Source organism: Leptospira stimsonii, assembly GCF_003545885.1.
Taxonomy (GTDB): Bacteria; Spirochaetota; Leptospiria; order Leptospirales; family Leptospiraceae; genus Leptospira; species Leptospira stimsonii.
Genome location: NZ_QHCT01000004.1, coordinates 252,993 through 274,923 on the forward strand (window position 1 = coordinate 252,993; position 21,931 = coordinate 274,923).

Consider the following 21,931-nt stretch of genomic DNA (forward strand, 5'->3'; position numbering starts at 1 on the left):
TTGAAGATAAAAAACCTTAACTCTATCTGGAAACGGAGTCATAAAAGAAGATTGCTTCGTTCGTTTTTAATAAAAATTAACTTCGAAAAAAGGCAAGTTCGCGAAACGCGTTCCCCAAAAAAGACCTTCGGATTCAAACAGCGACTCCTCTTCTTAGGTCGTGAAAGCACAGAAATTTTCGAAAATCAAAATTCTTATCAATCAAAATTCCGTCTTGATAAGGATTCGATGTCGGATGTCCGACAATAGAATATAAGGTAGAATCATGATAGTTGTATCCATTGCAAACCAGAAAGGCGGAGAAGGAAAAACGACCACTTCTCTCAATTTGTCCATGGGGCTCGCGAGAAGAGGAAAAAAAACCTTGCTCGTCGACATTGACCCACAGGCGAACTCGACTGGCATTTTTATCAACCCGGAAACTCTGGATAAATCCATGCACGGAGTTTTTAACTCCAGAATGAGTATCAAAGAAATCATGGTAGATACCAAACTCCCGAACCTTTTTTTAGCTCCCTCAAAGACAAACCTCGCGGAGGTAGAAACCCTATCCGGGAGTTCCGTGGACGCGCCCTATATTTTGAGAGACGCTCTCCAAGGACTGGAAGGATTCGATTTTTGTATCATCGATTGCCCGCCCAGTCTTTCGATCTTTACGATCAACGCTTTGGTCGGCTCAAATTACGTAATCATTCCTCTTCAGGCTGAAAAGTTTTCGGTGGATGGAATCGTAGGACTTCAACAGACGATCACGAGTATTAAAAAAAGAATCAACCCCAATCTTGAAATTTTGGGTGCGCTCATCACCCAACTCAAACCCCAGACCCTTTTGACAAAAACCATCGTCCCCGTATTAACGAAATACTTTCGAATCTTTGAGACGAGCATTTCCGATGGAGTCGCCGTTGGAGAATCTCATCTGGCAAAAAAATCCGTATTCGAATACAATAAGTCGAGCAAGCAGGCACAAGAATACGAAGGTTTTATTGAGGAGTTTTTGAATGAGCTCAAAAAGTAAACGATTAGGCTCTCTTGCCGATGTATTTCAGGCGGAAAAATTAGAAGGAACGATTCGAAAAATTCGATTAGACAAAATTCTCCCTTCCGACAACCAACCCAGACAAGACAGAAAAAAAGGAGTCGAGGACTTAGCAAGGAGCTTGGACAAAGACGGACTACTTCAGCCGATCATAGTAACAAAACAAAATCCGGAAGACGAGCACTACAGAATTGTCGCCGGAGAAAGACGATTCCACGCGGCAAAACAACTAAACTGGACCGAGGTCGAATGTAAAATTTTAGACCGAGATGAAAAAGAAACCTTTCGCCTCGCAATCATAGAAAACCTTCAGAGAGAAAATCTTTCGCCTTACGAAGAAGTAGAGGCGATGTCCCATTTGAAAGTCAGCTTCAAATACACAGATCAAGAGCTCGCAACTCTTTTTGGAAAAAGCAGAAGTTATATGACTGAACTTTTGGGGATTTCGGATCTCAGCAAAGACGAACTCCGTTCCTGCAAAGAGGCGGGAATTGAAAGTAAGAATCTACTGATCCAAGCCGTCTCCGCGTCTAGAAAAGGCACCTTCTCCGAATTCTTAAATTTATTCTCAACCGGAGCGCTAAAGACGGTTAAGGACGCAAAATCATTTAACCGAGAAGAAGAAGGCCTCTTCTCTTCCAAACAAAACGTAACGTCAAATTCCAAAAATCCGATATCAAAATCCACAGAATATAAAATCACGAAAAAACCGGGATTGATTCAAATCAGCTCTGAGAACGACGAGCTCCTATCGGAAATCCTAAAGTTAATCAAAAAAGAAATCCGCAAAAAATTCGACTCCGAATAATGCATGAATGTCGCTTAATAATTTTGTTAAGCGACATTAGAATAAGTACATACAGGTACTTAGCAAAAAGAATTTTTAGAGAACAGCCAAAAACGAGCCAATGGGATTGACAAAGTCACGACATTGAGTTTAATGTGACATAATATAGTAAACGGAAATATAGTACAAAGCCTCGATCCCAAAGGATTCAGGCCGAAGGCGTATTTATTTTGGATCCGGACAAAAAAATTCCCCTGGCTAACCAGGGGCCGGATTTTCCCGAAGGAATGTTGTTGGATGAGACATAAGTATCATTATGTCCGATAATGTCAACTCCCTTCGGAACTTTTGCTTAAAATTAATGTACTTTCCAGCAAGGAGGGTCCCGAAGGGAAATGGGCGAGCATTATCCATATATCAAATTTTTTGCCGACATCATCGACTCCGGTGTCTGGGCAAGCCTTTCCTCTGCGGCAAAGACGTTGTATCTGGTCCTGCTTAAATTTAGCGACCAGCACTTTAAGCCGGTCTGGCCTAGCACGGAAATCCTCTTAAAGCTTACGGGATTCAAAACGAAAAAATCTATCATCCAGGGAAAGAGAGATCTGATCCAAGCAGGGCTCCTTCAAGTCACACCAGGAACCGGACATACGAGTTCTCGATATTATTTTTGCTTCAACTATCCCGGTTCCAAGATTCCACCTCAGGGGTATAATTTTGGAACCCCCAGGGGTGGCGAAATGGAATCCTTTGAGGGTTCAAAAAAGGCACCTCAGGGGTCTGCGGAAGGGTCCCCAAACCATATCAATATAACTATTACCAACAATCAAAACCAAGAACCAGGGAAGAAGAATACGCCATTGAGTTTGTCTTTGTTAGAAGAAAAATACGGCACTTCGATTTTGTCAGAGGCACTTGGAATTGCAAAACTTCGAGGAATGGAAGCAAACCTAAGATATGTCCAAGGGATTTGTAAGAATCTAATGGGGACAGAAGAGTCCGTGCCCATGCCCGAATTTAATCAAAGTTCTTCTCCGGTTGGGATGGGAGAAAAAGATCCGACTTGGAAGGGATTCTTGCTTTGGTCGAGAGAACGGCTCACTCGTTCCAGCCAGGAAATTTTAGAACAAATCCGAATCGAACCGGACGGAAGGACGCTCTGCGTCTTAGACAGCGTACCCGAGTCTCTTCGAATGATCATCGCAAAGTACTTCACAGAGGAAATCCGTCCTCCGATATTGGTTATATTTTCCGCAAAAACTGAAGAAAACCGAACTATTTCCTCAAAACATTAAAAAGAGAAACCAGGACAAATCTTGAATGAACTCTGAATCGATTCGAATCAGCCACCCCGGCCCATTAAAAATCCGGGAAATCAAATCTTCCGGAACTTATGATTTAAAAGAAGGAAAACTTTTACGCTACAACGAGACAAAGGATTCTCCCGGGATTTCCGCCCTCACCCTACATTTGGACGGGGTTTCGAGTTTGAATCAGATCCGACTTCATTCCAACCCACAAGAAGTCGCTTTTTTTCCGGATACGTTTCGATTTGAGATTTCTATGGATGGAGTCGTTTGGGAACCGATTCTCCAAGAGACCGGATTTCGGCGTTTAAATCAAAAGGTCGGACAGTGGAACTTTTCTCTTGTTCAGGCAAAATTCTTAAAATTAATCAGTCAGGTTTCGGAGAAAGACGGATCCGGAAAATACAAGGTTTCTCTTGGTCAGCTGGAAGTCGGCATTTCCGGAATCGTGAAAATTGAAGTCAGTTCCGAACAGGATCGATTTTGGGTAAAAGAAAACCTCATCGATCAAAGGCCTGACTACGGATGGGCATCGAAAGAAGTTTCCAAACCGGGAGAAGAATTTTTTCTTACCGATCTCGGATCGATTAGTCGCGTGAACGAGCTCCGACTTCTTACTTCCAAAACGGACCCGGTTTGTTTTCCGGAACGATTCACCGTATATTATAGCGAAGACGATCTTTCCTGGAATCAATTGTTGGAAGAAAACCAATTCTTATCCGAACCCGGAGTTTGGTATCAGTGGAGATTTCTTCCGACAAACGTGCGTTATTTGAAGTTGGTAGCGCGTCAAAATGAAAAGAAAGGCCAAGAATTTTATCAGACCAAAATTGTAGAATTAGAACTCTATGCGACTCCGCATTTGAGCGACCTCACGAACAAACCGACCTCGGAACCGCTTCCGTACGCGACGGTCCTTCGTTCCGGTTTGGTTCGTCTTGCGGTCGATGGCGAGAATTCCGAAGGTGTTGCGGTTCAATCGAACGATCGGAGATTGAGAGATTCCTCCACCGAGTATAAGGGAATCGTAGAACTTGCTGGAGACGGAGAAGAGAAAGAAGGAGTTGTCGTCCAAGGAAACGATAAACGACTGAAACACGCAACCGAACTCGCGCACGGTTTGGTTCGACTCGCAGGAAATGGCGAAAATCGGGCGGAAAGAGTTGTTCAAGGAAACGACGAACGTTTGAAAGCGGCGACTACTTCCTCTTTGGGAATCGTCGAGTTGGCGGAGAATGGAGAAACAAAAGACGGCGTTGTAGTTCAGGGAAATGACGATCGTTTGAAAATTGCAACGACCAAAAAATACGGTTTAGCGATCCTCTCCGAACCGGGTGCGTCCGAACCAGGAAAAGCTGTGACCGCCGATGATCCAAGAATTCGAAAAGCGAACACCGAGTTTCCCGGGATTGTTCGTTTTGCAAAGAGTGGAGAGGATTCTTCCGAAGCCGCTGTGCAAGGCGATGACAAACGCCTAAAAATCGCCAGTACGGAATCCTATGGAATCGTTCAACTCGCGCAGTCGGGAGAATCGAAAGAAGGCCTTGTCGTTCAGGGGAATGATAAGCGACTTCGAAACGCGACGACTTCTTATCCGGGAATCGTAGAGATTGCCGCATTGGGAAACAATGCACCGGGCAAAGTTGTTTCTTCCGATGATCCGAGGTTGTCCGACAAGAGAGACCCGAAGCCACATACGCACGATTACGCGCCACTCGATCACGACTTTAGTTCTCATACTGGATTCTTAAAAGTTAAGGGCGCCACGGAAGCGGCTTATACGAACATCGCACCTCCCCCCGAAAATCATGCGCCGATCTATGCGCGAAACGATAGTGAAAAAGGTGCCGGCGTAGTCGGATCCGCTCGCAATACAGGTTTGATCGGATACGGAGAAAAGTTTGGAGTCCGTGGGGATTCTTCTTCCGGTGACCAGGATTCGGCGGGTGTTTTGGGACTTGCCAAACGTGGGTTTGGTGGAATCTTCCATTCGAGATCCGGCGTCGCGCTTTTTGCAAACGGAAAAGGAATTTCTTCTCTGGGAGAGACCGGATCCGGAAAGGCGTTCCTCGCCGAAGGAGAATCGGAATTTACCGGAAGTGTTCGAATCTCGACGGGAAAGAACGCGGATTGTATCGCGAGATTTTTTCCTATAAATCCGTCCGACGTAATCGGAGAAGGTGACATCTTGGTGATGGGAGAGGACGGGCGTTTGCAAAAGGCAAAGACGGCTAACGCAACCAATGCGATCGGCGTCGCCGTAAAATCGGCGGCCCTACTCTTCGGAGAATCTGCACCTGCGGACGGAACTCATTGGCTGGTTGCGGTTTCGGGTGTTGTTACCGTAAACGCGGATGCATCTGCATATCCGATCCAACCTGGAAGTTTGCTCGTGACCGGTTTGACCGGTGGTCACGCTGTTCGAATTTCGGCGGAGTCTCTTCGGCCGGGTTCTCTTTTTGGGAAAGCGTTGACTCCGCTTCGTTCGGGAAGAGGACAGATTCAAATTCTTCTTTGTTTTCAATGATCGAGATTTTATGAAAAAAGTATCTGAAATTTACGGCTCTCGAAAAGGGCCTGTGTATTCGTTTGAATTCTTCCCTCCGAAAACTCCGGAAGGAGACGTGAAGTTGATGGAGACCGTAAGGGAATTGTCTCAGGTCCATCCGGACTTCGTAACCGTAACCTACGGAGCCGGCGGTTCTACGAGAGATAAGACGATCGAAATCGTAACCGAAATTTCTAAGAATTATTCCGTTCCTACGGTTTCTCATTTTACTTGCGTGGGAGCAAATCGAGATCAGATTCGCGAGACGCTTCAGGGAATTCGTTCCAAAGGGATCGTAAATTTGATGGCTCTTCGCGGAGATCCTCCAAGAGGCGAAGGAGAATTTAGAAAAACTCCGGGCGGTTTTGAGAACGCGACGGAACTGATCTCTTTTATTCGTTCCGAGAAGATGGATTTTTGTATCGGAGGCGGCTGTTACCCTGAAAAACATCCGAGCGCAAAATCTTTGGAAGAAGACGTTCGACATCTCAAGTTGAAAGTGGACGCGGGAACCGACTTCTTAGTTTCTCAGCTTTTTTTTATGAATTCTGCCTTTGAGAATTTTCTCAACTTAGTGAGAAAGGTCGGAATTCAGATTCCTGTGATTCCGGGAATTATGCCGATCACTTCCTTTTCCCAGATCGAAAGATTTAAGACGTTGGCCGGCTGTGAATTCCCTTCTTCTCTGATAGAGGATTTACAAGAAGTCGAACATCGTCCGGAAGAATTTTATAGGAGAAGTTTGAATTTCACCGTAAAACAATGCAGAGAACTTTTGGAGATGGGCGTGCCAGGAATTCAACTTTATACCCTGAATCAGTCGCACGCGAGTTATGATATCGTGAGAGAATTGAAGGGTTAGAAAAAAGAAGGAGTTCCTACTTTTCAAAAGAAGTCTTTCTTCTGTTGCGGAGGCGTTCCTTGTCGGAGTTCCGACAATAGGGAATTTTTCTTTACGAAGGAGAATTTCTGTGATAAGGAGAATTTTCTCAAATTTTCCCGCCAGCCCACCTCCTCCACCCAATTTGGGTGGGGCGCGCGACTTTCACGGAAGAGTTGTCGTTGATCCGACGGTCAAAGATTGAAAGTAAGGATCGTTCTTTGCGTCGGTTGGCTTAGACACGTTTTTATAAACGCCGTTTTTTTTTGCGCGGAAAGAAACGGGTTGGGATCTTTTTTCTTCTCTAAAACAAGTTCTTCTCTTGGCCTCCGGGAAGGAAGCCAGCTTCCACCCCTCTCCGGTAGAGTTCCAAGATCGCGTCTCTTCCTTCGGTTCCCAGGGAACGAGTGAACTCGTTGACATACAATGCGATGTGGGCATCCACAACTTCTCGCGTCGTGTCTTGGGAATGTTTGAGAATGTATTCGTACGTTTCTTCCCTGTTCTGATATCCGAGATCCAAACTTTTTTTGAGAGCTTGGTCAAAGTCCGATTTCAGGTCCGGGCTCAGGTCTCTCCGGATCGCGATGGCGCCTAAGGGAATATGTTTTCCGGTCGTTTCTTCCCACCATTCCCCCAGATCTTGGAGTTTTTCGAGACCCTGCTTTTCATACGTAAAGCGCTCTTCGTGAATCAAAACTCCGAAGTCCGCTTCTCCCGATAAGAGGAGTGGGATGATCTTGTCATAGCGAATCGCCTCGGCCTGAAAATCATTTTTGAGGAATAATTTTAGGAGAAGATTTGCCGTTGTGAATTCCCCAGGGATGAGAATTTTTTTTCCTTTTGCCGATCGGAGATTTTTCCCTTTTTTAAAAACTAAAAGAGGGCCGCAGTTCCGTCCAAGGGCAGAGCCGGAGTCGAGAATCGAATATCGATCCATCACCGAAAAATATCCTGCGAAGGAGAGTTTTGTGGTCTGGTATTTTCCTAAAAAAGCGGCTCGATTCAATTCTTCTACGTCGTGGAGTTCTTCTCGGATTCGAAATTGATCGGTAACTTTTCCATGTGCGAGATGATAGAATAAAAATGTATCGTTTGGGCAGGGAGAATAGGCTAAGCTGAGTTCCATCTTCTTTCTTCTTTAGATTCCCATTCTTTGGGTTTTGTCGAAAAAAGAAAGCCTCTTCTTTCTTTTTGGAGAAGCTTCTGAAGAAAGGCTTCCGATGTGAATGTTTTTTTGAAGGGACTTGCGGAAGGTTCTCCATTTTGGAAAAACGTTCGGTTCTTTTTTTGTCGGAGTTCCGACGAGATTTTTGAGGATCGAAATAGAGTTGCGGGATTTGTCTTTTTGTGTTAGGGGAAATTTTTCCGAGTTTTCCCGCCACCTCTCCTCCTCCACCCAATCAGGGTGGGGCGCTCAACTTTCACGGAAAAGGCGTCGTTGTTCCTACGAGAGGTTCTTATAAGATTCAGAAAGTGTTTCAGAAGAATCTCCAACAATGCTCCAATATCAGAGAATTTCCTTCTCCCATTCTTTGTCGTACCTCCGACAAAGGTAAGAAAACAAATCGACAAAATCTGAAATTTCTGATTGGCGACGTTCGCTTTTTTTTTGGAGCTTTGGCGAGAATTCGGTCTCGCAAAAAAAAGCTTTTCGTTCCGAGAAAGCCAACGTTCTCTTTCCTCCTCCATTGGAGTTTTGAAAAAGAAAAACTCCTTTCTCTAAATTCTCCTTTGCGATTTCCTGAAACAAAACATGTCATTCGATCCTTCTCAGATTCATACGATCGCCGTCGACTTGGACGGAACTCTCCTTAACTCAAAAAGTAAAATTTCTCCCCTCACCCACTCCGTCCTTCAGAAGGCAATCGACCAAGGAAAGAATCTTGTGATCGCAACTGGGAGAAGATTTTTTTCCACATTCTCCTTTGCGAAGGAGTTTCGCGGAGAAGTTCACGTTGTTTCCAACAACGGACAAATCTTGCGCCATTCTCCGAGCGCTGAGCGGATCGCCGAGAGTTATCTTGAACCGAAACTCGTTTCTCAGATCCTTCTCTTGGGAAAAGAATTTCATACTCCTCCGATTCTTCACGTTGATCGATTCGAGGAAGGGATCGACATGTTTACCGAAGTTCCGATCACGAGCGATATTTATCATAACTATTCGGGAGGAGATCGTTCTCGCACACGTTCCATCGGAGATTTTCTTTCTCTCGAACTCGATAAAATTCTTGTGGTTTGTTTTTTATCGCTCCAAAGGGAAGATTTGGATTCTCTCGTTCAAAAAATTTCCGCGTTGCCCGGGGCCTCCGATCTTCGTTGTATTCTTACGAAAATTCCCGGAGTCGCCTATTGTGTGGAAATCATCAACTTCTCCGTTTCCAAGTGGTCCGGAATTTCTCGTTTTCTTTCCTTAAAGGGTTTAGATGGGAATGGTGTCGTTTCCTTCGGAGACGAAAGAAACGATCTCGAAATGTTGCTTCATAGCGGAGTCGGTTTTGCGATGAAAAACGCGGTTCCAGAAATCAAGAGTTCCGCGAAGCACGTTACGCGATACAGCAATGAAGAAGACGGAGTCGCTCTTGCTTTAGTGGAGAATCGGATCGTTTCCTTTTGAGGAACTCTTCACTTCACAAGACTTGCAGGCCTGTGTATAACACCCGAAATCTTCGTCTTTAGAATGAGACGTTTTTCCGGTAAATTCTTGAATTACGGAAAGAAGAGGGAAGAACAACCGAATTGCGGTCAAACTCACGATTCCGTAGACGATCCAATCCTGAGTTTGAATATCAAGTTGCATATATGACCAAGTTGAAAATCAGTCTCAATAAAGTCAATGGAAAGTTTTTCCGTTCGGTGACACTTCTTTGACAATCAAACAAGGGAAACTGGTATAGTTCTTTTAACAATATGTGGTCCACACTTCGCGTTTATCATTCTACTCAAAAAGACAGAGAGATGATTGAGAATCCGGATTCTTTTTCCTGGATGACTTGTATGCGCACGATTTGGATCGCTGACAGCCGTATTCACGGCGGTCCTTCTTTTCTTCCTTCCACTCTGGAAGTTTATTCCGGCTATGAAGGATATCGTTTTCTTTTGGAAGTCATCTCCGGTCTTCATTCCAGACTTCTGGGTGAAACGGAAGTTCTCGCTCAGTTCCGCGATAAATTTAAGAATTCTTCTCTTCCCTCTTCCGCATTCGGAGAATATTTAGCAAGGCTCCGCGACAGTCTCATTCAGGATTCAAGAACAATCCGTTCTCGTTATCTTCAAAACATCGGCGAACAATCCTACGGCGGACTCGCAAATAAATATCTGAAAGACGCGTCTCATGTGATTCTTCTCGGAACGGGTCAACTTTCCGAAAAAATTCTCCCTTGGCTGAAAAATCGAAAGGTGACACTCGTGGGTAGAAACAAAGCGCGCTTGGAAGAACTTTCAGCGATGTTTGAAGTGGATTCGAAATTATTAAGCGACTGGAAGCCTGACTCTTCCGCGATCGTCGTCGCGGCTCCACTGGATCTGACTCCGCATCTCGATCAAATTCAACCGGGAACCTGCATCGTGGATTTTCGGGAAGTTCCTCTGGAAAAAAAACTTCCTGATACGATTCAATCGGTTTCTTTCGCGGCGATGTTGGATTCTCTCCGGGAAACCGAGGAAAGAGCCCTTCAGATTCGGGAAAGAATCCAGCCCGCGTTAGACGAAATTGTTGAAGAACGGGAACTTGAAGCACAACAATTCATTTTCGGCTGGGAAGACCTGACTTGTCCCGCGTTCTAAAGATCGGCTCCCGCAAAAGCGCTCTCGCAAGACTTCAAACCTACCTTGTACTCGGTGCTCTCCGAAAAAAGTTTCCGGATTTGGAAGTGGAACTCTATTTCAGAGAAGCTTCGGGTGATCAAGACTTACAAACCCCTCTCTGGAAGATGGGAACAAGAGGTGTGTTTACTCAGGATCTCACAAAAGAACTCGTCGACGGAAAAGTGGATCTTGTTGTTCACTCTTGGAAGGACTTGGATCTGGAAGGACATCCTGGAACCACGATTCTGGGCGTTTTGGATCGAGCGGATCAGAGGGACGTTCTTCTTTGGAAAAAATCTTCTCTTTTAAAACATTCTCCGGAAGAATTGAAGATTCAGACTTCTTCTCCGAGAAGGGAATACAATCTCAAAAAATTTCTTCCTAAGTTTCTTCCTTCTCGTTATAAAGATTCCGAGCTGACCTTTCTTCCTGTGCGAGGGAACATTCAGACGAGAGTTCGCAAATGGAAAGAATCGGACGCGGACGGGCTCGTCGTCGCTAAGGCCGCTCTCGATCGACTTTTATCGACGGAATTTCTCAATTCCGATGAATTAGAATATCAAGAAATACGAATGTTCTTAAAAGAAGCGTTGGAAGAATCTGTTTTTCAGATCTTTCCTCTTTCGTTGAATCCTTCCGCTCCCGCTCAGGGTGCCGTTGCGGCCGAAGTCAGAGCCGACGACGTTTGGGCTCTGGATATTTTGAAAGCTCTCGGCATTGCCGACGTAGTAGCCGCGGTTGAAGAGGAAAGAAGCATTCTTCACAAATTCGGCGGCGGTTGTCATCAAAAGATCGGGGTTTCGGTTTTGAAACGTCCTTACGGCAAAATCTTATATCAAAGGGGACTTACGGACGCCGGCGAAGTCCTTGAAATCGAAGAACAATTTTTTTCTTTCTCCGCTCCTTCGGTAGAATCCGCAAAAAAAGCGTATCCGGTTCCGGGAGAGGCGATCAAACAGAAAAGAACCCCTCTTCCGTCTAACAAAGGTTATGTGCTCACAGCGGACGGAAAAAAGGGAAATCACATTCTTCCGGAAGAATTGATCCAAAGGGATTGGCTTGTGACGAGAGGGAGCGCTTATCCGAATTTGGATTCTTCTTTGGAACACAAGGGTCTTGTCTGGACGAGCGGTCTTAAAACTTGGCTTCAGCTCGCGGAACGCGACGTCTGGGTGCACGGTTCTCTCGATGCTTTAGGAGAAGAGGAATTGCCGAAGGGTTCTCTTTTTGGAAAAAAATTGAATTTTGTGAAATGCACTCACATCGGTTCTACGGAAATAGAATCCGGTTTAGAAAGAGTTCTTACCTATCAAACGACTCCTCTCGAAGATCATCCGGATCTTTCCGATAAAACCCATTTTTTTTGGATGAGCGCTTCCCAATTCGACAAAGCGCTTTCTTTGTTTCCCCAGATCAGAGACCGTTATCATGCCTGCGGGCCCGGGATTACTTCTTCGCATATCCGAAAAGTTCTGGGAGAATCCGCAAACATTTCTATTTTTATACACTACGAGTCCTGGCTTGCGAGTTTGGGGCTCGAGGAATTCAAAGGAAAGGAACTTGGAAACCAAACAGAGAAGAATTCGGCTTAACGCCGCCCTCAGAGATCTCGCTTCTTCGGAAAGTCTCAATTATAAAAAACTAATACAGCCCCTCTTTATCGTGGAAGGTCTCAATGAAAGAGAGAAAATGGATTCTCTCCCCGACGTTTTTCGCGATACGGAACGGAGCGTTCTCAAACAAGTCGAATCCGATCTGAAAGCCGGAGTGACTCACTTTATCCTATTCTTGGTTCCTGAACTCAAATCAAACACGGAACTTCCGAAGTCATTCTACGAGCGTGCGATTTCTTCTCTTAAAAAAGAATTCCCGGAATCGTTTCTCTGGATCGACACGTGTATGTGTTCACTTACGACCCACGGTCACTGCGGTCTTTTACACAAGGATGGAAGCATCGATAATCCCTCTTCCGTAAAACATCTTTCGGAGATCGCGCTCGCCTACGCGCTGTCAGGCGCCGACGGGATCGCACCGAGTGATATGATGGATGGAAGAGTTGCAAGTCATCGTAGAATCCTGGACACAAACGGATTCTCTCAGGTTCCCGTGATGAGTTATTCCACGAAATTTAAGAGTAATTTTTACGGACCGTTTCGTGCGGCGGCTGATTCCGCTCCGGGACACGGAGATCGTTCTTCGTATCAAATCGACGTTCGTAATCGGGAAGATTCGATTCTTTCCTCGATTCGAGACCAAGAAGAAGGCGCAGACTTTCTAATGGTCAAACCCGGAATGACTTCGATCGATCTCATCGGTCCGATCCGGGAAAAAACCGGCTTGCCGACGGGCGCGTATCAAGTGAGCGGAGAATTTGCTTCGATTCACTATTTGGCCCAGAATGGTTTTTGTGATTTCGATTCCGCGTTACGCGAAACATGGCAGATTTTTTCGAGGGCCGGCTCTGCGTATCTCATCACATACGCGGCGAGAAGAGGAAAGGAGATTTTTCAATGAGTCATCACCAAACGTCATTATCCGGAAATTCATGGAAAGGAAAAACTTCGGAAGAACTTTTTGAACGTGCAAAGAAAGTTTCTCCCGGAGGAGTTCATTCTCCCGTTCGATCGTTTCGCTCCGTAGGGGGAACTCCCGTCTTTTTCGCATCCGCGAACGGGGCGACGTTAACCGACATTGCCGGAAAGGAATACATAGACTATTGTCTGAGTTTTGGTCCTCTGATTCTCGGACACAGGGATCCGGAAGTGGAGGAAGTGGTTCGTGAGACAACGGGTCTTGCCTGGAGTTTCGGCGCAACGGAGCCCTACTCTCTTGAACTAGCGGAATTTATCACGAATCAAATTCCTTGGGCTGAGAAAGTTCGTTTTGTAAATTCGGGAACCGAGGCCGTAATGAGTGCGTTACGCGTCGCTCGCGCCGCAACCGGAAGGGAAAAAATTCTAAAGTTCGACGGTTGTTATCACGGTCATTTAGACGCTCTTCTTGTAAAAGCAGGATCGGGTCTCGCTGGAGAGTCCTCTTCTGACAGCGCGGGAATCTCCGCAACCACGATTGCAAACACACTCGTGCTTCCGCTAGACGACGAAAAGAACGTGGAAACGTTGTTCGCAAAAGAAGGAAAAGAGATCGCGGCTCTCATCATCGAGCCGCTTCCGGCGAACTACGGACTTTTGATCCAGAGAAAAGAATATATTCAAAAGATCGTCGAGATAGCAAGGAAACACGGAACGTTAGTCGTCTTTGACGAGGTCATTTCCGGTTTTAGAGCCGGCTTCCAAGGGATGGCCGGTCTTCTCGGAATCAATCCGGATCTTGTAACGTATGGAAAGATCATCGGTGGCGGTTTCCCGGTCGGTTGTTACGCGGGAAGAAAGAATCTGATGGATCTTGTGGCACCCGCAGGTCCTGTCTATCAAGCGGGGACCTTGAGCGCGAGTCCGTTCGGAATGAGAGCCGGATTGGCGACTTTGCAAAAGGCACAAAGAGAAAACGTTTACTCGATTCTGGAAACAAGGACCAAAAAATTCGCGGAAGAAATGAAGGCGATTCTCGACGGAAGCGGTTTGGGAGAATGGGAGGCGGTTTCTCATTCTTCTTTGTTTTGGTTTCATAAAAAAACGTCGGAACCGATCCGAACGATCGAACAAATTCCGGAAGGACACAAAGAAGGTTTTGCAAAGGTATTTCACGCTTTGCTAAAGAACGGAATTTATCTCGCACCTTCCGGATACGAGGTCGGTTTTCTTTCTTTCGCACATACGGACGAAGTGATCGCAAAAACTTTGGAGACGGCAAGAAAAGCTCTGAAAAATCTCTGATGTCCTCGGTTTGGAAAAATACAAGAATTCTTTTTGCGGTCGTGTGGCTTCTTGTAACTTTTTCTCTCGGAGTTTGGTGGTTTCTTCTCGGTTTAAAACTTACGAATATGATCGCTGAACTCAGTACGAAGCTCGGCGGCGCCGCGGGAACGGAGAATCTTCTCATCCTCGAAAGACAGAGCAGAATGATCAAGATGGAAGGTCATTTTTTTCTCGCCATGCTTGTGTTAGGCGGAAGCACTTTGATCTGGCTTTCCTATAAGGACGCGTTGAGAAACAAGCTGATTCACGATTTTTTTTCCACGGTGACTCACGAGATGAAAACTCCTCTTGCAAGTCTTCGTCTTCAGGCGGAAAGTCTTCAGGAAGAATTGCCAAATCCGAGCGAAAACAAACTCATCTCCCGTTTGCTCATGGATTCGGTCCGTATCGAATCACAGATGAATCGTGCGATGTATCTCGCAAGTCTTACCAGATCGGAAATTCTTTATATAGAAAAAACAAACCTCAAAGAAGTGATCGATTCCATACGGGATGATTTCCCGAATTTGAAGATCGACGTGAGTCGAATGGAAAATCTGAATGTCGCCGCGGATCGAAAAGCGCTGGAAAGTATTTTTAAGAATCTCGCCGAGAATGCGATCAAACACGGAAGGGCGACCGAACTCTTTGTCGTTTCCGAAAGGCAGAAGGCAGGAGAAATCCGGATCAACGTAATCGATAACGGCTCCGGTTTTGACGGGAAATACAAGACGCTCGGAATTCCTTTCAATCGACATACAAGTACGAGCGGAACAGGGATCGGACTTTATATCATAAAAAAATTGATGAAGAAGATGAAAGGAAGAATGGAGATCGTTCCGTTGAATTCCGGATTTCGAGTGGACCTGATTCTTCCCGAGGCGATTTCATGAAAGCCAAACTCTTGTTAGTCGAAGACGATCGTTCTCTTGGGGAAACTCTGCAAGAAAGGCTTCAGAAAGAAGGATACGAGGTTCTCTGGACTGTCTCCGCGGTTTCAGCAAAAAAACTCGCAAAAGAGGAACGGCCACATTTGATTCTTCTCGATGTACGACTTCCGGACGGAGACGGTTTTACTCTCGCGGAAGAATTGAAAGAAACAAAAGATTGTCCTCCGTTTTTATTTCTAACCGCGCAGGCGGGAGCGCCTGAAAGACTGAGGGGTTTCGAGTTAGGCGCGGAAGAATTCATCCCGAAGCCGTTTCATCTTAAGGAATTACTGATCCGCGTTAAACACGTATTAGAATCTCATAAACATTCCATAGAAGAATCCAAATTTCGTTATAAAGATTATATTTTAGATTTTCAAGGGTTTCAGGTCAAAAAAGGAACGGAAGAATTTCCTCTCTCGAAACGAGACTGCGCCCTACTCCATTTTTTGGTGAGCGAACGGGATCGCACCGTGAGCCGCGCCGAAATCTTGGACAAACTTTGGGGAGAAGAAAGCTTCCCTACAAATAGAACGATAGACAACTCGATCGTGCGACTCAGACAAGCCTTCGGAGATGACGGAGAAAGTGTGATTCGTTCCGTGAGAGGAGTCGGTTATCAATGGACTGGAGAAATAAAAAATGTCGAATGAACGCTACTCGAACGCGTTGCGAGGAATCGCGCAGAAAATTCCGCCCGTATGGATGATGAGACAAGCGGGGCGTTATCACAAACACTACCAAGCCTTGCGGCAAAAACATTCTTTCGAAGAACTCTGTAAGATTCCGGAACTCGCCGCCGAGGTCGCCTTTGGTCCCGTAGACGAATTCGACTTCGACGTTGCGATTCTTTTCTCCGATATTCTTTTCCCTTTGGAAGCGTTAGGAATGGGTTTGAAATATACGGACGCAGGTCCCGAACTCGGATTTGCGGTTCGATCCAAGGACGACTTCGCTAAGTTGAAGTCCGTGGAAGATTCGATTTCCTTTATGCAGTTTCAAAAGGATGCGATGAAGCTGACTCGGGAAAGAATTCCTCAGGAAAAATCGCTGATCGGTTTTGTTGGGGGACCTTGGACGCTTTTTACATATGCCGTCGCGGGAAAACACGAGGGCAATCTTTCACTTCCGAAGACATTGACGAATGTCAGGAAAGAATTTATGGAACGGATCGTCCCATTCTTAAAGGCCAATATCGCCTTGCAGTTGGAAGGTGGCGCGGACGCGATTATGATCTTTGATACCGCAGGCGGAGATCTTTCTCCCGCGCTTTTCGAAGAGATCGTCGTTCCCGGAATAAAAAGTCTCGCCGACGCCTTTCCTGGAAAAGTCGGATATTATAGTAGAGGAACCGCTTCTCCGCACTTTCAAAGCGTGCAGAAGATTGCGTCGCTCGTCGGCTACGGGCTTGATCACAGATGGGATCTTCGAGACGTTTTCAAAACCGAGAAGAGGATGATTCAGGGAAACTTCGACCAGGCCTTGTTGTTTATGGAAAGAGAAGAATTTAAGAAAACCCTAATGCAATATTTGAGACCGTTTCAGGATCTTGCTCCTCAGGATAGGATCGGTTGGGTTTGCGGGCTTGGACACGGCGTCATGCCGAAGACCCCCGAAGACAACGTAAAAACTTTCGTAGAAACAGTGAGAGAAACATTCCGATGAAAACAGCAAAAGATTTGATCGCAAAATACGACATTCCGGCTCCTCGATATACGAGTTATCCCACGGTCCCTTATTGGTCCGAAAACCCTACGACGGAAGAATGGTTGGATAAGGTACGAAATCGTCTGAGTCCGGAAGATTCTTCCCTTTCCTTATATCTTCATATTCCTTTTTGTGAAACGTTATGCTCCTTTTGCGGATGTAATACGTCGATCACGAAAAATCATACCGTGGAAGATCCGTATATTCAATCGCTTCTCGGAGAATTTGAAAACTACCTTGCGGCGGTTCCGGAGATCGGGCAAAGAGAATTAAAAGAACTTCATCTCGGAGGAGGAAGCCCCACGTATCTTTCCGAGAAAAACATCGAATTCTTATTGGATTCTATATTAAAAAGAATGAATGTTTCTTCCAAACCCGATTTTTCCCTCGAAGTGGATCCGAGAAGGACCAGAGAGACACAGCTCAAGGTTCTTCACGATTTCGGTTTTAGAAGAATCAGTCTCGGAGTCCAGGATTTTGATCCCGAAGTGCAAAGGCTGATCAATCGGACTCAGCCTTTCGAGATGACGGAAAGAATCACGGACGTTTCCAGAAGTATCGGATACAATTCAGTGAACTTCGATCTGATCTACGGTCTACCGAAACAGACGCTGGATAGTATGAAACGGACCATAGAAAAAACACTCGAGCTTCGTCCGGATCGAATCGCATTCTACAGCTACGCGCATGTTCCCTGGATCAAAGCGGCGCAGAGGCTTTTTACCGAAGCGGATCTTCCTTCCGGAACGGAAAAAAGGGAACTCTACGAGGTCTCAAGAGAGATGTTTCTACAATCAGGTTACCATGAAATCGGAATGGATCATTTCGCTTTGGAGACGGATTCCCTTTCCACAGCCGCGAAAAGCGGAACTTTACACCGAAATTTTATGGGATACACAACAAAAACTACGGAAATGCTCTTGGGACTCGGAGTTTCTGCAATTTCCGATAGTTGGGATTGTTTTCATCAGAATGAGAAGATCGTAAAAAAATATCAGAAGCACATTCATGAAAGTAAGTTCGCCACACTCAGGGGACATAAACTCGATGAGGAAGATCTTGTTCAAAGAGCTTTGATCTTACAGCTTTCTACCACCGGGAAGGTTCGAGTGCCGGATCAAATTTTGCAGGATGTGCGACTCTATTTGACTTCGATGGAAGACGATACTCTTATTAGATGGGAGGGGAATCTCCTGTCATTGACGGAAAGGGGTTGGCCTTTTCTTAGAAACGCGTGCACGGGGCTGGATCTTCGACTTCGTCGAAAAAGTCCTGAATCTAGGGTTTTTTCACGCGCCATCTAAGAATCGCTCGAATTTCAGTCAAAAAGTCGTCCAATAAATTATTGATAAGGAAGGACGACTCGTACCTATTGAAGTTCGAGTCGGTTTCGATCGGGGAAGGCCCGTTTAGATGCAATTATTAAGAAAACTATTTTTATTCCTCAGCCTATTCTTCCTTTTGCCGTTATCGCTTTTTGCGGAAACAGTCCTCTTGCACGAGGGAGGATCGTTTCGCGGCAAGGTCGTCACACAAAATCAAAAGACGATCACTCTTCAGACAAAGGAAGGGAAACGAGTCGTCTCTAAAAAAGAAATTTTAAAAGTGATCTATAAGGATATCGACGAAGAAGAGGAAGAAAGAATCCGAGACGCCGAGATCAAAAGACTGGAAGAAGAGAAACTAACCAAACAAAGAAACTTAGATCTCAAAAAGCAACAGGAAGAGGAAGAACGTCTTCGTAAAGAAAAAGAGGCCGCGGAAAAAAATCAACAACCTGTTGCTCCAACACCTCCTCCGAAACCTTCCGTATCGAGAGCAGGCGCACTCGGACGATCTGCGGCGCTTCCCGGTTGGGGACAATGGGCAAGTGGAAGAAAATTTGCCGCGATTATCTACCCTACTCTCTTTTTGGCCGCCGGTTATGCGGTATATGAGAATAATCGAAAATACCACGTCGCAAGAAAAGAATATGAAAGTTACGGAAATCCGTATTCAAAGGACGCGATCACCTTATCCGTATTAGGTATTCCGAATCCGACGCTTCCGCCCGTGATAACGGATCCGTTGGCGCTTTACGTTTATAACGAAACTTCCAGCAATGAATATCAGAACAAAAGAGAAGCGGTAGATAAGGCGTATAAGAATTTACAGGCGAGCATCGGTGTATTAGCAGGGATTTATCTGATCAACTTAGCGGACGCTTTTATTTTCGGAGGCGCGGTTTCTTCCACAGTGGGGATTTCGGACGGTTCGAGCAAAGGTTTGCTGTTTGATTTTAATCCGATGGCGAACTCCGGCTCCACGGTCGGCGGAACTTCGTCCGCTTCCTGGGAATCCAAATACACTTTCGGTTATAGATATAGTTTTTAAGTCGATTCTAAAGATTGAATCTCCCTTCGATATTCGAAGGTAGGGATCATACGTAAAGTTTCGTTAAAACAGGAAGATTGCTGATTTACAATCTCCGGATTCTTATAAAAATCGATCCGTGGCATCGCAACAACCGGATCATATCGTCATTGGAGCCGGGTTTACCGGACTACTTCACGCAACCCTTTCCGTCCAGAGAGGGGAATCTGTTCTTATCTATGAAAAAAGAAACCGCTTCGGAGGTTTGATTCAATCCGTTCAAACCCCGTTTGGTCTCGTAGAGACTGCGGCGAACGGAATTCTAAACTCGTTTCGTTTGGAAGAATTGGCTACGATTCTCGGTTTAGAAATCATTCCTACGCAAAAAATTTCCAAAAAGAGATTTATCTGGAAGGACGGAGTTCCCAAAAGAATCCCGCTTTCTTTTATGGGCGCCTTACGTGCGTTATACGGATTGTTTAGAATTCCGTCCGGCTTTCAAAGGGATGAATCCGTCTATCACTGGGGATTGAGAGTTTTAGGGGAGGACGCAGTAAAGAGCGTGATCGAACCGGGTCTTTCCGGCGTCTATGCGGGAGATTTGAAAAACATGTCCGCGGAACTCGTTTTAGGAAGATTTGTTCATTCGAACGAGCCTCTCTGGAAGAATCTAAAGAAGACGATGGAGAATAGAAAGTCGGAGCCGAAAGTGCCGAAACAACGCAGAGGAACCGTAAGTTTTCGAGGCGGCCTCGGTGAATTGTTAAGCGCAATGGAAGCTAAGGTGAAATCCGCTTCCAATAGTAAGTTTGTCTATTCGGAAGAAGCTCCTTCCTTGCTCGCCCTTAGAAAAAAATATCCGAAAGCGAAAATCACCATCGCCTGCGGTTTAGAATCGACTTTGAAAATCCTCGCTTCCAGTGATCGAGTTTTTAAAAGATATGAAAAGGTTTGTAGAACTTTAGGAGTTGTCACAGCGACTCGATTCGGAAAGACACCGCTCCTGGGTCAAAAAACTGGGTTCGGAATCCTTTTTCCTCCCGGTTCCGGTTTTCGGGCACGAGGTGTTCTCTTGAATTCATCGATATTTCCCGGCAGGGTTTCGAATGGAGTCTACTCCGAGACTTTTATTTTCGGAGGCGCGCTGGACACCGAAATTTCAAAACTAAAAGAAAGTGAAATCGTTTCCATCCTGGAAGCGGACCGAAATAAGATCTCCTCGCAGAAGGACGAACCGATCAATCACTACGTAACAATTTGGAAATCGGCTCTTCCAGTCTACGATTCCGCTCTTCTTGAATTTAACAAGGAATTGGATCGAAGTCTTCCGGACGGGGTTTATGTGGAAGGAAACTTTAGATACGGAATCGGGCTCAGCTCCATTTTGGAACGCGCTTGGAACGTTATGCGTGCTTGATTGGTCAGGACGATGAACGGCACGTCCGTTGAACAATGAGAAAATTTGCCGCAATAAACCTGAATACGAAAATAGACTCCGAACTCGCGGAGGCTGATTTTACGGTGAATGATAATTTTTATTGTAAGCCGAATCTCGGCGATTTATTGGATTCAACTTGGGAGAAATGGTTAGGGAAAATCAATGCGGATAAAATGAAAGATTCCAATTTGTTTATCTTTATTTTTAGGGATGCAATGGGACCGGATGAAATCGGAGATGAAAATCGGTCTTTATCGGATCAGATTCTTCGTATTGATTCTTCATTACGAATCAACGATATTTTCTTTAACGAACCCACTCATAGACCGTTTGTCCTTACGGGAGAATATGAAAAGGATTCTGTGACATTACAAACGATTTCCGAAATAAACAAGCCGATTTCTTTGGTCTCTCCGAAGAACGCAATCACGAAAGAATCGATAAGAACGGTATATGAGATTTCGAACTCATTGTCTGCGCTTTACGAAAACATTGATTCTTTTGGCCGAATTGCCAGAGGGATCCGCGCTTTTGAGAAAGGAATCGCATCCTATCATTATGAAGATCGATTCCATTCTTTTGTGAGGACGTTAGAGGCATTTATTTATCTTATGCCGGGAGAAGGCAAAAAAGAATTCGCCAAACGGGTTTTTTGAGCTTACAAAATTTCCTGATAAGACTAGATTGCAGAAAGTGTATTCCCTACGCTCCAGCATTGAACATATGCACCATCCATTTCGGGGGTTTGAAGGTTTTACCGAAGGCGAATTTCAAAAACTTACTTTCGAATTGGAGGTCTTAGCAAGGGGAGTATTGAAATATTTTTTATTAAAGCCAAAGGTGTGGGATTATTTCTCTGATTTGAATCTTGAAAATACTTGGAAAGGCTTTGAGCGACATCTTGCTCGTGAGTGGGAATTGACGATCGACTCAGATATCTATAAGAACGTAATATTTTTTGAGTGAGAACGAACTCGTTTCAAAATTTCCACAATCCGGAATGAGTTCGAGCTTTCTTGCAGATTTATCTGTTTTCGGCCAAGCTCAAGAATTTCTGGGCTATATATGCTTTGATGATTCAATAGAAGGCAGTTAGAATTCTGACCTATCGTATCAGTTTGGAAACGACGGGTTGTTTTTGTTTCTCTTGAGCCAAACAAAAACAAAAGGCACGGAAACCATTCGAATCAATATATTCCAATAACCGCAGGATGATTCTGGTTGGATTTGAGCGATGGAGATGGAGCGTATCAAAAGATGAGTTCCATGAACCAAAAACG

20 protein-coding genes are annotated in these 21,931 nt (G+C 45.2%); 18 read left to right on the forward strand and 2 right to left on the reverse strand.

The annotated features are described in order from the left end of the window. Window positions 1-265 precede the first annotated feature (265 nt). The 5 genes from DLM75_RS15615 to metF all read left to right on the forward strand — a co-directional run bounded on the left by DLM75_RS15615 (window position 266) and on the right by metF (window position 6,543). Window positions 266-1,018 carry a ParA family protein gene (locus DLM75_RS15615; protein ID WP_118969422.1) on the forward strand — a complete coding sequence of 251 codons (753 nt, stop codon included), beginning with the start codon at window positions 266-268 and terminating at the stop codon, window positions 1,016-1,018. Further along, the gene (locus DLM75_RS15620) at window positions 1,002-1,847 is read left to right on the forward strand and encodes a ParB/RepB/Spo0J family partition protein (protein ID WP_118969423.1); all 846 of its coding nucleotides are present in this window, start codon (window positions 1,002-1,004) and stop codon (window positions 1,845-1,847) included. The genes DLM75_RS15615 and DLM75_RS15620 overlap by 17 nt, the downstream gene beginning before the upstream one ends. Before the next feature lie 374 nt (window positions 1,848-2,221). After that, the gene (locus tag DLM75_RS15625) at window positions 2,222-3,121 is read left to right on the forward strand and encodes a helix-turn-helix domain-containing protein (protein WP_118969424.1); all 900 of its coding nucleotides are present in this window, start codon (window positions 2,222-2,224) and stop codon (window positions 3,119-3,121) included. A 25-nt stretch (window positions 3,122-3,146) separates the two neighbouring features. Continuing rightward, window positions 3,147-5,660 (forward strand): discoidin domain-containing protein, encoded by a 2,514-nt coding sequence (locus DLM75_RS15630; RefSeq protein ID WP_118969425.1) that lies wholly within the window; start codon window positions 3,147-3,149, stop codon window positions 5,658-5,660. A 10-nt stretch (window positions 5,661-5,670) separates the two neighbouring features. Continuing rightward, a complete protein-coding gene (gene metF / locus DLM75_RS15635; RefSeq protein ID WP_118969426.1) occupies window positions 5,671-6,543 on the forward strand; it encodes a methylenetetrahydrofolate reductase [NAD(P)H] in 873 nt (290 codons plus the stop codon). 322 nt (window positions 6,544-6,865) lie between these two features. On the opposite strand, the gene DLM75_RS15640 is transcribed toward metF, so the two are convergent. Then, window positions 6,866-7,690 carry a 1,4-dihydroxy-6-naphtoate synthase gene (locus tag DLM75_RS15640; protein WP_118969427.1) on the reverse strand — a complete coding sequence of 275 codons (825 nt, stop codon included), beginning with the start codon at window positions 7,688-7,690 and terminating at the stop codon, window positions 6,866-6,868. A 627-nt stretch (window positions 7,691-8,317) separates the two neighbouring features. Here DLM75_RS15640 and DLM75_RS15655 point away from each other — a divergent pair. After that, a complete protein-coding gene (locus DLM75_RS15655; RefSeq protein WP_118969430.1) occupies window positions 8,318-9,178 on the forward strand; it encodes an HAD family hydrolase in 861 nt (286 codons plus the stop codon). Here DLM75_RS15655 and DLM75_RS15660 read toward each other — a convergent pair. Next, a complete protein-coding gene (locus DLM75_RS15660; protein ID WP_118969431.1) occupies window positions 9,149-9,361 on the reverse strand; it encodes a hypothetical protein in 213 nt (70 codons plus the stop codon). The genes DLM75_RS15655 and DLM75_RS15660 overlap by 30 nt on opposite strands. Window positions 9,362-9,471: 110 nt before the next feature. Here DLM75_RS15660 and DLM75_RS15665 point away from each other — a divergent pair, with 110 nt between their 5' ends. From DLM75_RS15665 to DLM75_RS15720, 12 genes are all read left to right on the forward strand, one after another. Next, a complete protein-coding gene (locus DLM75_RS15665; RefSeq protein WP_118969432.1) occupies window positions 9,472-10,347 on the forward strand; it encodes a Rossmann-fold NAD(P)-binding domain-containing protein in 876 nt (291 codons plus the stop codon). Then, complete coding sequence (hemC, locus tag DLM75_RS15670; RefSeq protein ID WP_118969433.1) at window positions 10,332-11,960, forward strand: hydroxymethylbilane synthase; 1,629 nt, start codon at window positions 10,332-10,334, stop codon at window positions 11,958-11,960. The genes DLM75_RS15665 and hemC overlap by 16 nt, the downstream gene beginning before the upstream one ends. Beyond that, window positions 11,929-12,882 (forward strand): porphobilinogen synthase, encoded by a 954-nt coding sequence (hemB, locus tag DLM75_RS15675; RefSeq protein ID WP_118969434.1) that lies wholly within the window; start codon window positions 11,929-11,931, stop codon window positions 12,880-12,882. The genes hemC and hemB overlap by 32 nt, the downstream gene beginning before the upstream one ends. Then, window positions 12,879-14,204 carry a glutamate-1-semialdehyde 2,1-aminomutase gene (hemL, locus tag DLM75_RS15680; RefSeq protein ID WP_118969435.1) on the forward strand — a complete coding sequence of 442 codons (1,326 nt, stop codon included), beginning with the start codon at window positions 12,879-12,881 and terminating at the stop codon, window positions 14,202-14,204. The genes hemB and hemL overlap by 4 nt, the downstream gene beginning before the upstream one ends. Then, on the forward strand, window positions 14,204-15,118 hold the full coding sequence (locus tag DLM75_RS15685; protein ID WP_118969436.1) for a sensor histidine kinase: 915 nt from the start codon (window positions 14,204-14,206) through the stop codon (window positions 15,116-15,118). The genes hemL and DLM75_RS15685 overlap by 1 nt, the downstream gene beginning before the upstream one ends. Beyond that, window positions 15,115-15,807 (forward strand): response regulator transcription factor, encoded by a 693-nt coding sequence (locus DLM75_RS15690; RefSeq protein WP_118969437.1) that lies wholly within the window; start codon window positions 15,115-15,117, stop codon window positions 15,805-15,807. Before DLM75_RS15685 ends, DLM75_RS15690 begins: the two co-directional genes overlap by 4 nt. Further along, window positions 15,797-16,819 carry a uroporphyrinogen decarboxylase family protein gene (locus DLM75_RS15695; protein WP_118969438.1) on the forward strand — a complete coding sequence of 341 codons (1,023 nt, stop codon included), beginning with the start codon at window positions 15,797-15,799 and terminating at the stop codon, window positions 16,817-16,819. The genes DLM75_RS15690 and DLM75_RS15695 overlap by 11 nt, the downstream gene beginning before the upstream one ends. Continuing rightward, entirely contained in the window at window positions 16,816-18,165 is a 1,350-nt protein-coding gene (gene hemN / locus DLM75_RS15700; protein ID WP_118969439.1) for an oxygen-independent coproporphyrinogen III oxidase, read from the forward strand. The genes DLM75_RS15695 and hemN overlap by 4 nt, the downstream gene beginning before the upstream one ends. Window positions 18,166-18,274: 109 nt before the next feature. Beyond that, window positions 18,275-19,234, forward strand: coding sequence for an LA_0442/LA_0875 N-terminal domain-containing protein (locus DLM75_RS15705; protein ID WP_118969440.1), 960 nt, complete (start codon window positions 18,275-18,277; stop codon window positions 19,232-19,234). Window positions 19,235-19,352: 118 nt separating this feature from the next. After that, window positions 19,353-20,630 carry a protoporphyrinogen oxidase gene (gene hemG / locus DLM75_RS15710; protein ID WP_118969441.1) on the forward strand — a complete coding sequence of 426 codons (1,278 nt, stop codon included), beginning with the start codon at window positions 19,353-19,355 and terminating at the stop codon, window positions 20,628-20,630. 104 nt (window positions 20,631-20,734) lie between these two features. Next, the gene (locus DLM75_RS15715) at window positions 20,735-21,307 is read left to right on the forward strand and encodes a hypothetical protein (protein ID WP_147456645.1); all 573 of its coding nucleotides are present in this window, start codon (window positions 20,735-20,737) and stop codon (window positions 21,305-21,307) included. A 28-nt stretch (window positions 21,308-21,335) separates the two neighbouring features. Beyond that, the gene (locus DLM75_RS15720; protein WP_147456646.1) at window positions 21,336-21,617 is read left to right on the forward strand and encodes a hypothetical protein; all 282 of its coding nucleotides are present in this window, start codon (window positions 21,336-21,338) and stop codon (window positions 21,615-21,617) included. Window positions 21,618-21,931: the final 314 nt, after the last annotated feature.

Excerpts from the sequence above, each read along its gene's own strand:
- DLM75_RS15660 (WP_118969431.1), bottom strand. The coding sequence starts at position 9,361 with ATGCAACTTGATATTCAAACTCAGGATTGGATCGTCTACGGAATCGTG.
- DLM75_RS15685 (WP_118969436.1), top strand. The coding sequence starts at position 14,204 with ATGTCCTCGGTTTGGAAAAATACAAGAATTCTTTTTGCGGTCGTGTGG.
- DLM75_RS15695 (WP_118969438.1), top strand. The coding sequence starts at position 15,797 with ATGTCGAATGAACGCTACTCGAACGCGTTGCGAGGAATCGCGCAGAAA.
- DLM75_RS15665 (WP_118969432.1), top strand. The coding sequence starts at position 9,472 with ATGTGGTCCACACTTCGCGTTTATCATTCTACTCAAAAAGACAGAGAG.
- DLM75_RS15620 (WP_118969423.1), top strand. The coding sequence starts at position 1,002 with ATGAGCTCAAAAAGTAAACGATTAGGCTCTCTTGCCGATGTATTTCAG.
- DLM75_RS15705 (WP_118969440.1), top strand. The coding sequence starts at position 18,275 with ATGCAATTATTAAGAAAACTATTTTTATTCCTCAGCCTATTCTTCCTT.
- hemL (WP_118969435.1), top strand. The coding sequence starts at position 12,879 with ATGAGTCATCACCAAACGTCATTATCCGGAAATTCATGGAAAGGAAAA.
- hemN (WP_118969439.1), top strand. The coding sequence starts at position 16,816 with ATGAAAACAGCAAAAGATTTGATCGCAAAATACGACATTCCGGCTCCT.
- DLM75_RS15640 (WP_118969427.1), bottom strand. The coding sequence starts at position 7,690 with ATGGAACTCAGCTTAGCCTATTCTCCCTGCCCAAACGATACATTTTTA.
- DLM75_RS15625 (WP_118969424.1), top strand. The coding sequence starts at position 2,222 with ATGGGCGAGCATTATCCATATATCAAATTTTTTGCCGACATCATCGAC.
- DLM75_RS15630 (WP_118969425.1), top strand. The coding sequence starts at position 3,147 with ATGAACTCTGAATCGATTCGAATCAGCCACCCCGGCCCATTAAAAATC.
- DLM75_RS15615 (WP_118969422.1), top strand. The coding sequence starts at position 266 with ATGATAGTTGTATCCATTGCAAACCAGAAAGGCGGAGAAGGAAAAACG.
- metF (WP_118969426.1), top strand. The coding sequence starts at position 5,671 with ATGAAAAAAGTATCTGAAATTTACGGCTCTCGAAAAGGGCCTGTGTAT.
- DLM75_RS15655 (WP_118969430.1), top strand. The coding sequence starts at position 8,318 with ATGTCATTCGATCCTTCTCAGATTCATACGATCGCCGTCGACTTGGAC.
- DLM75_RS15690 (WP_118969437.1), top strand. The coding sequence starts at position 15,115 with ATGAAAGCCAAACTCTTGTTAGTCGAAGACGATCGTTCTCTTGGGGAA.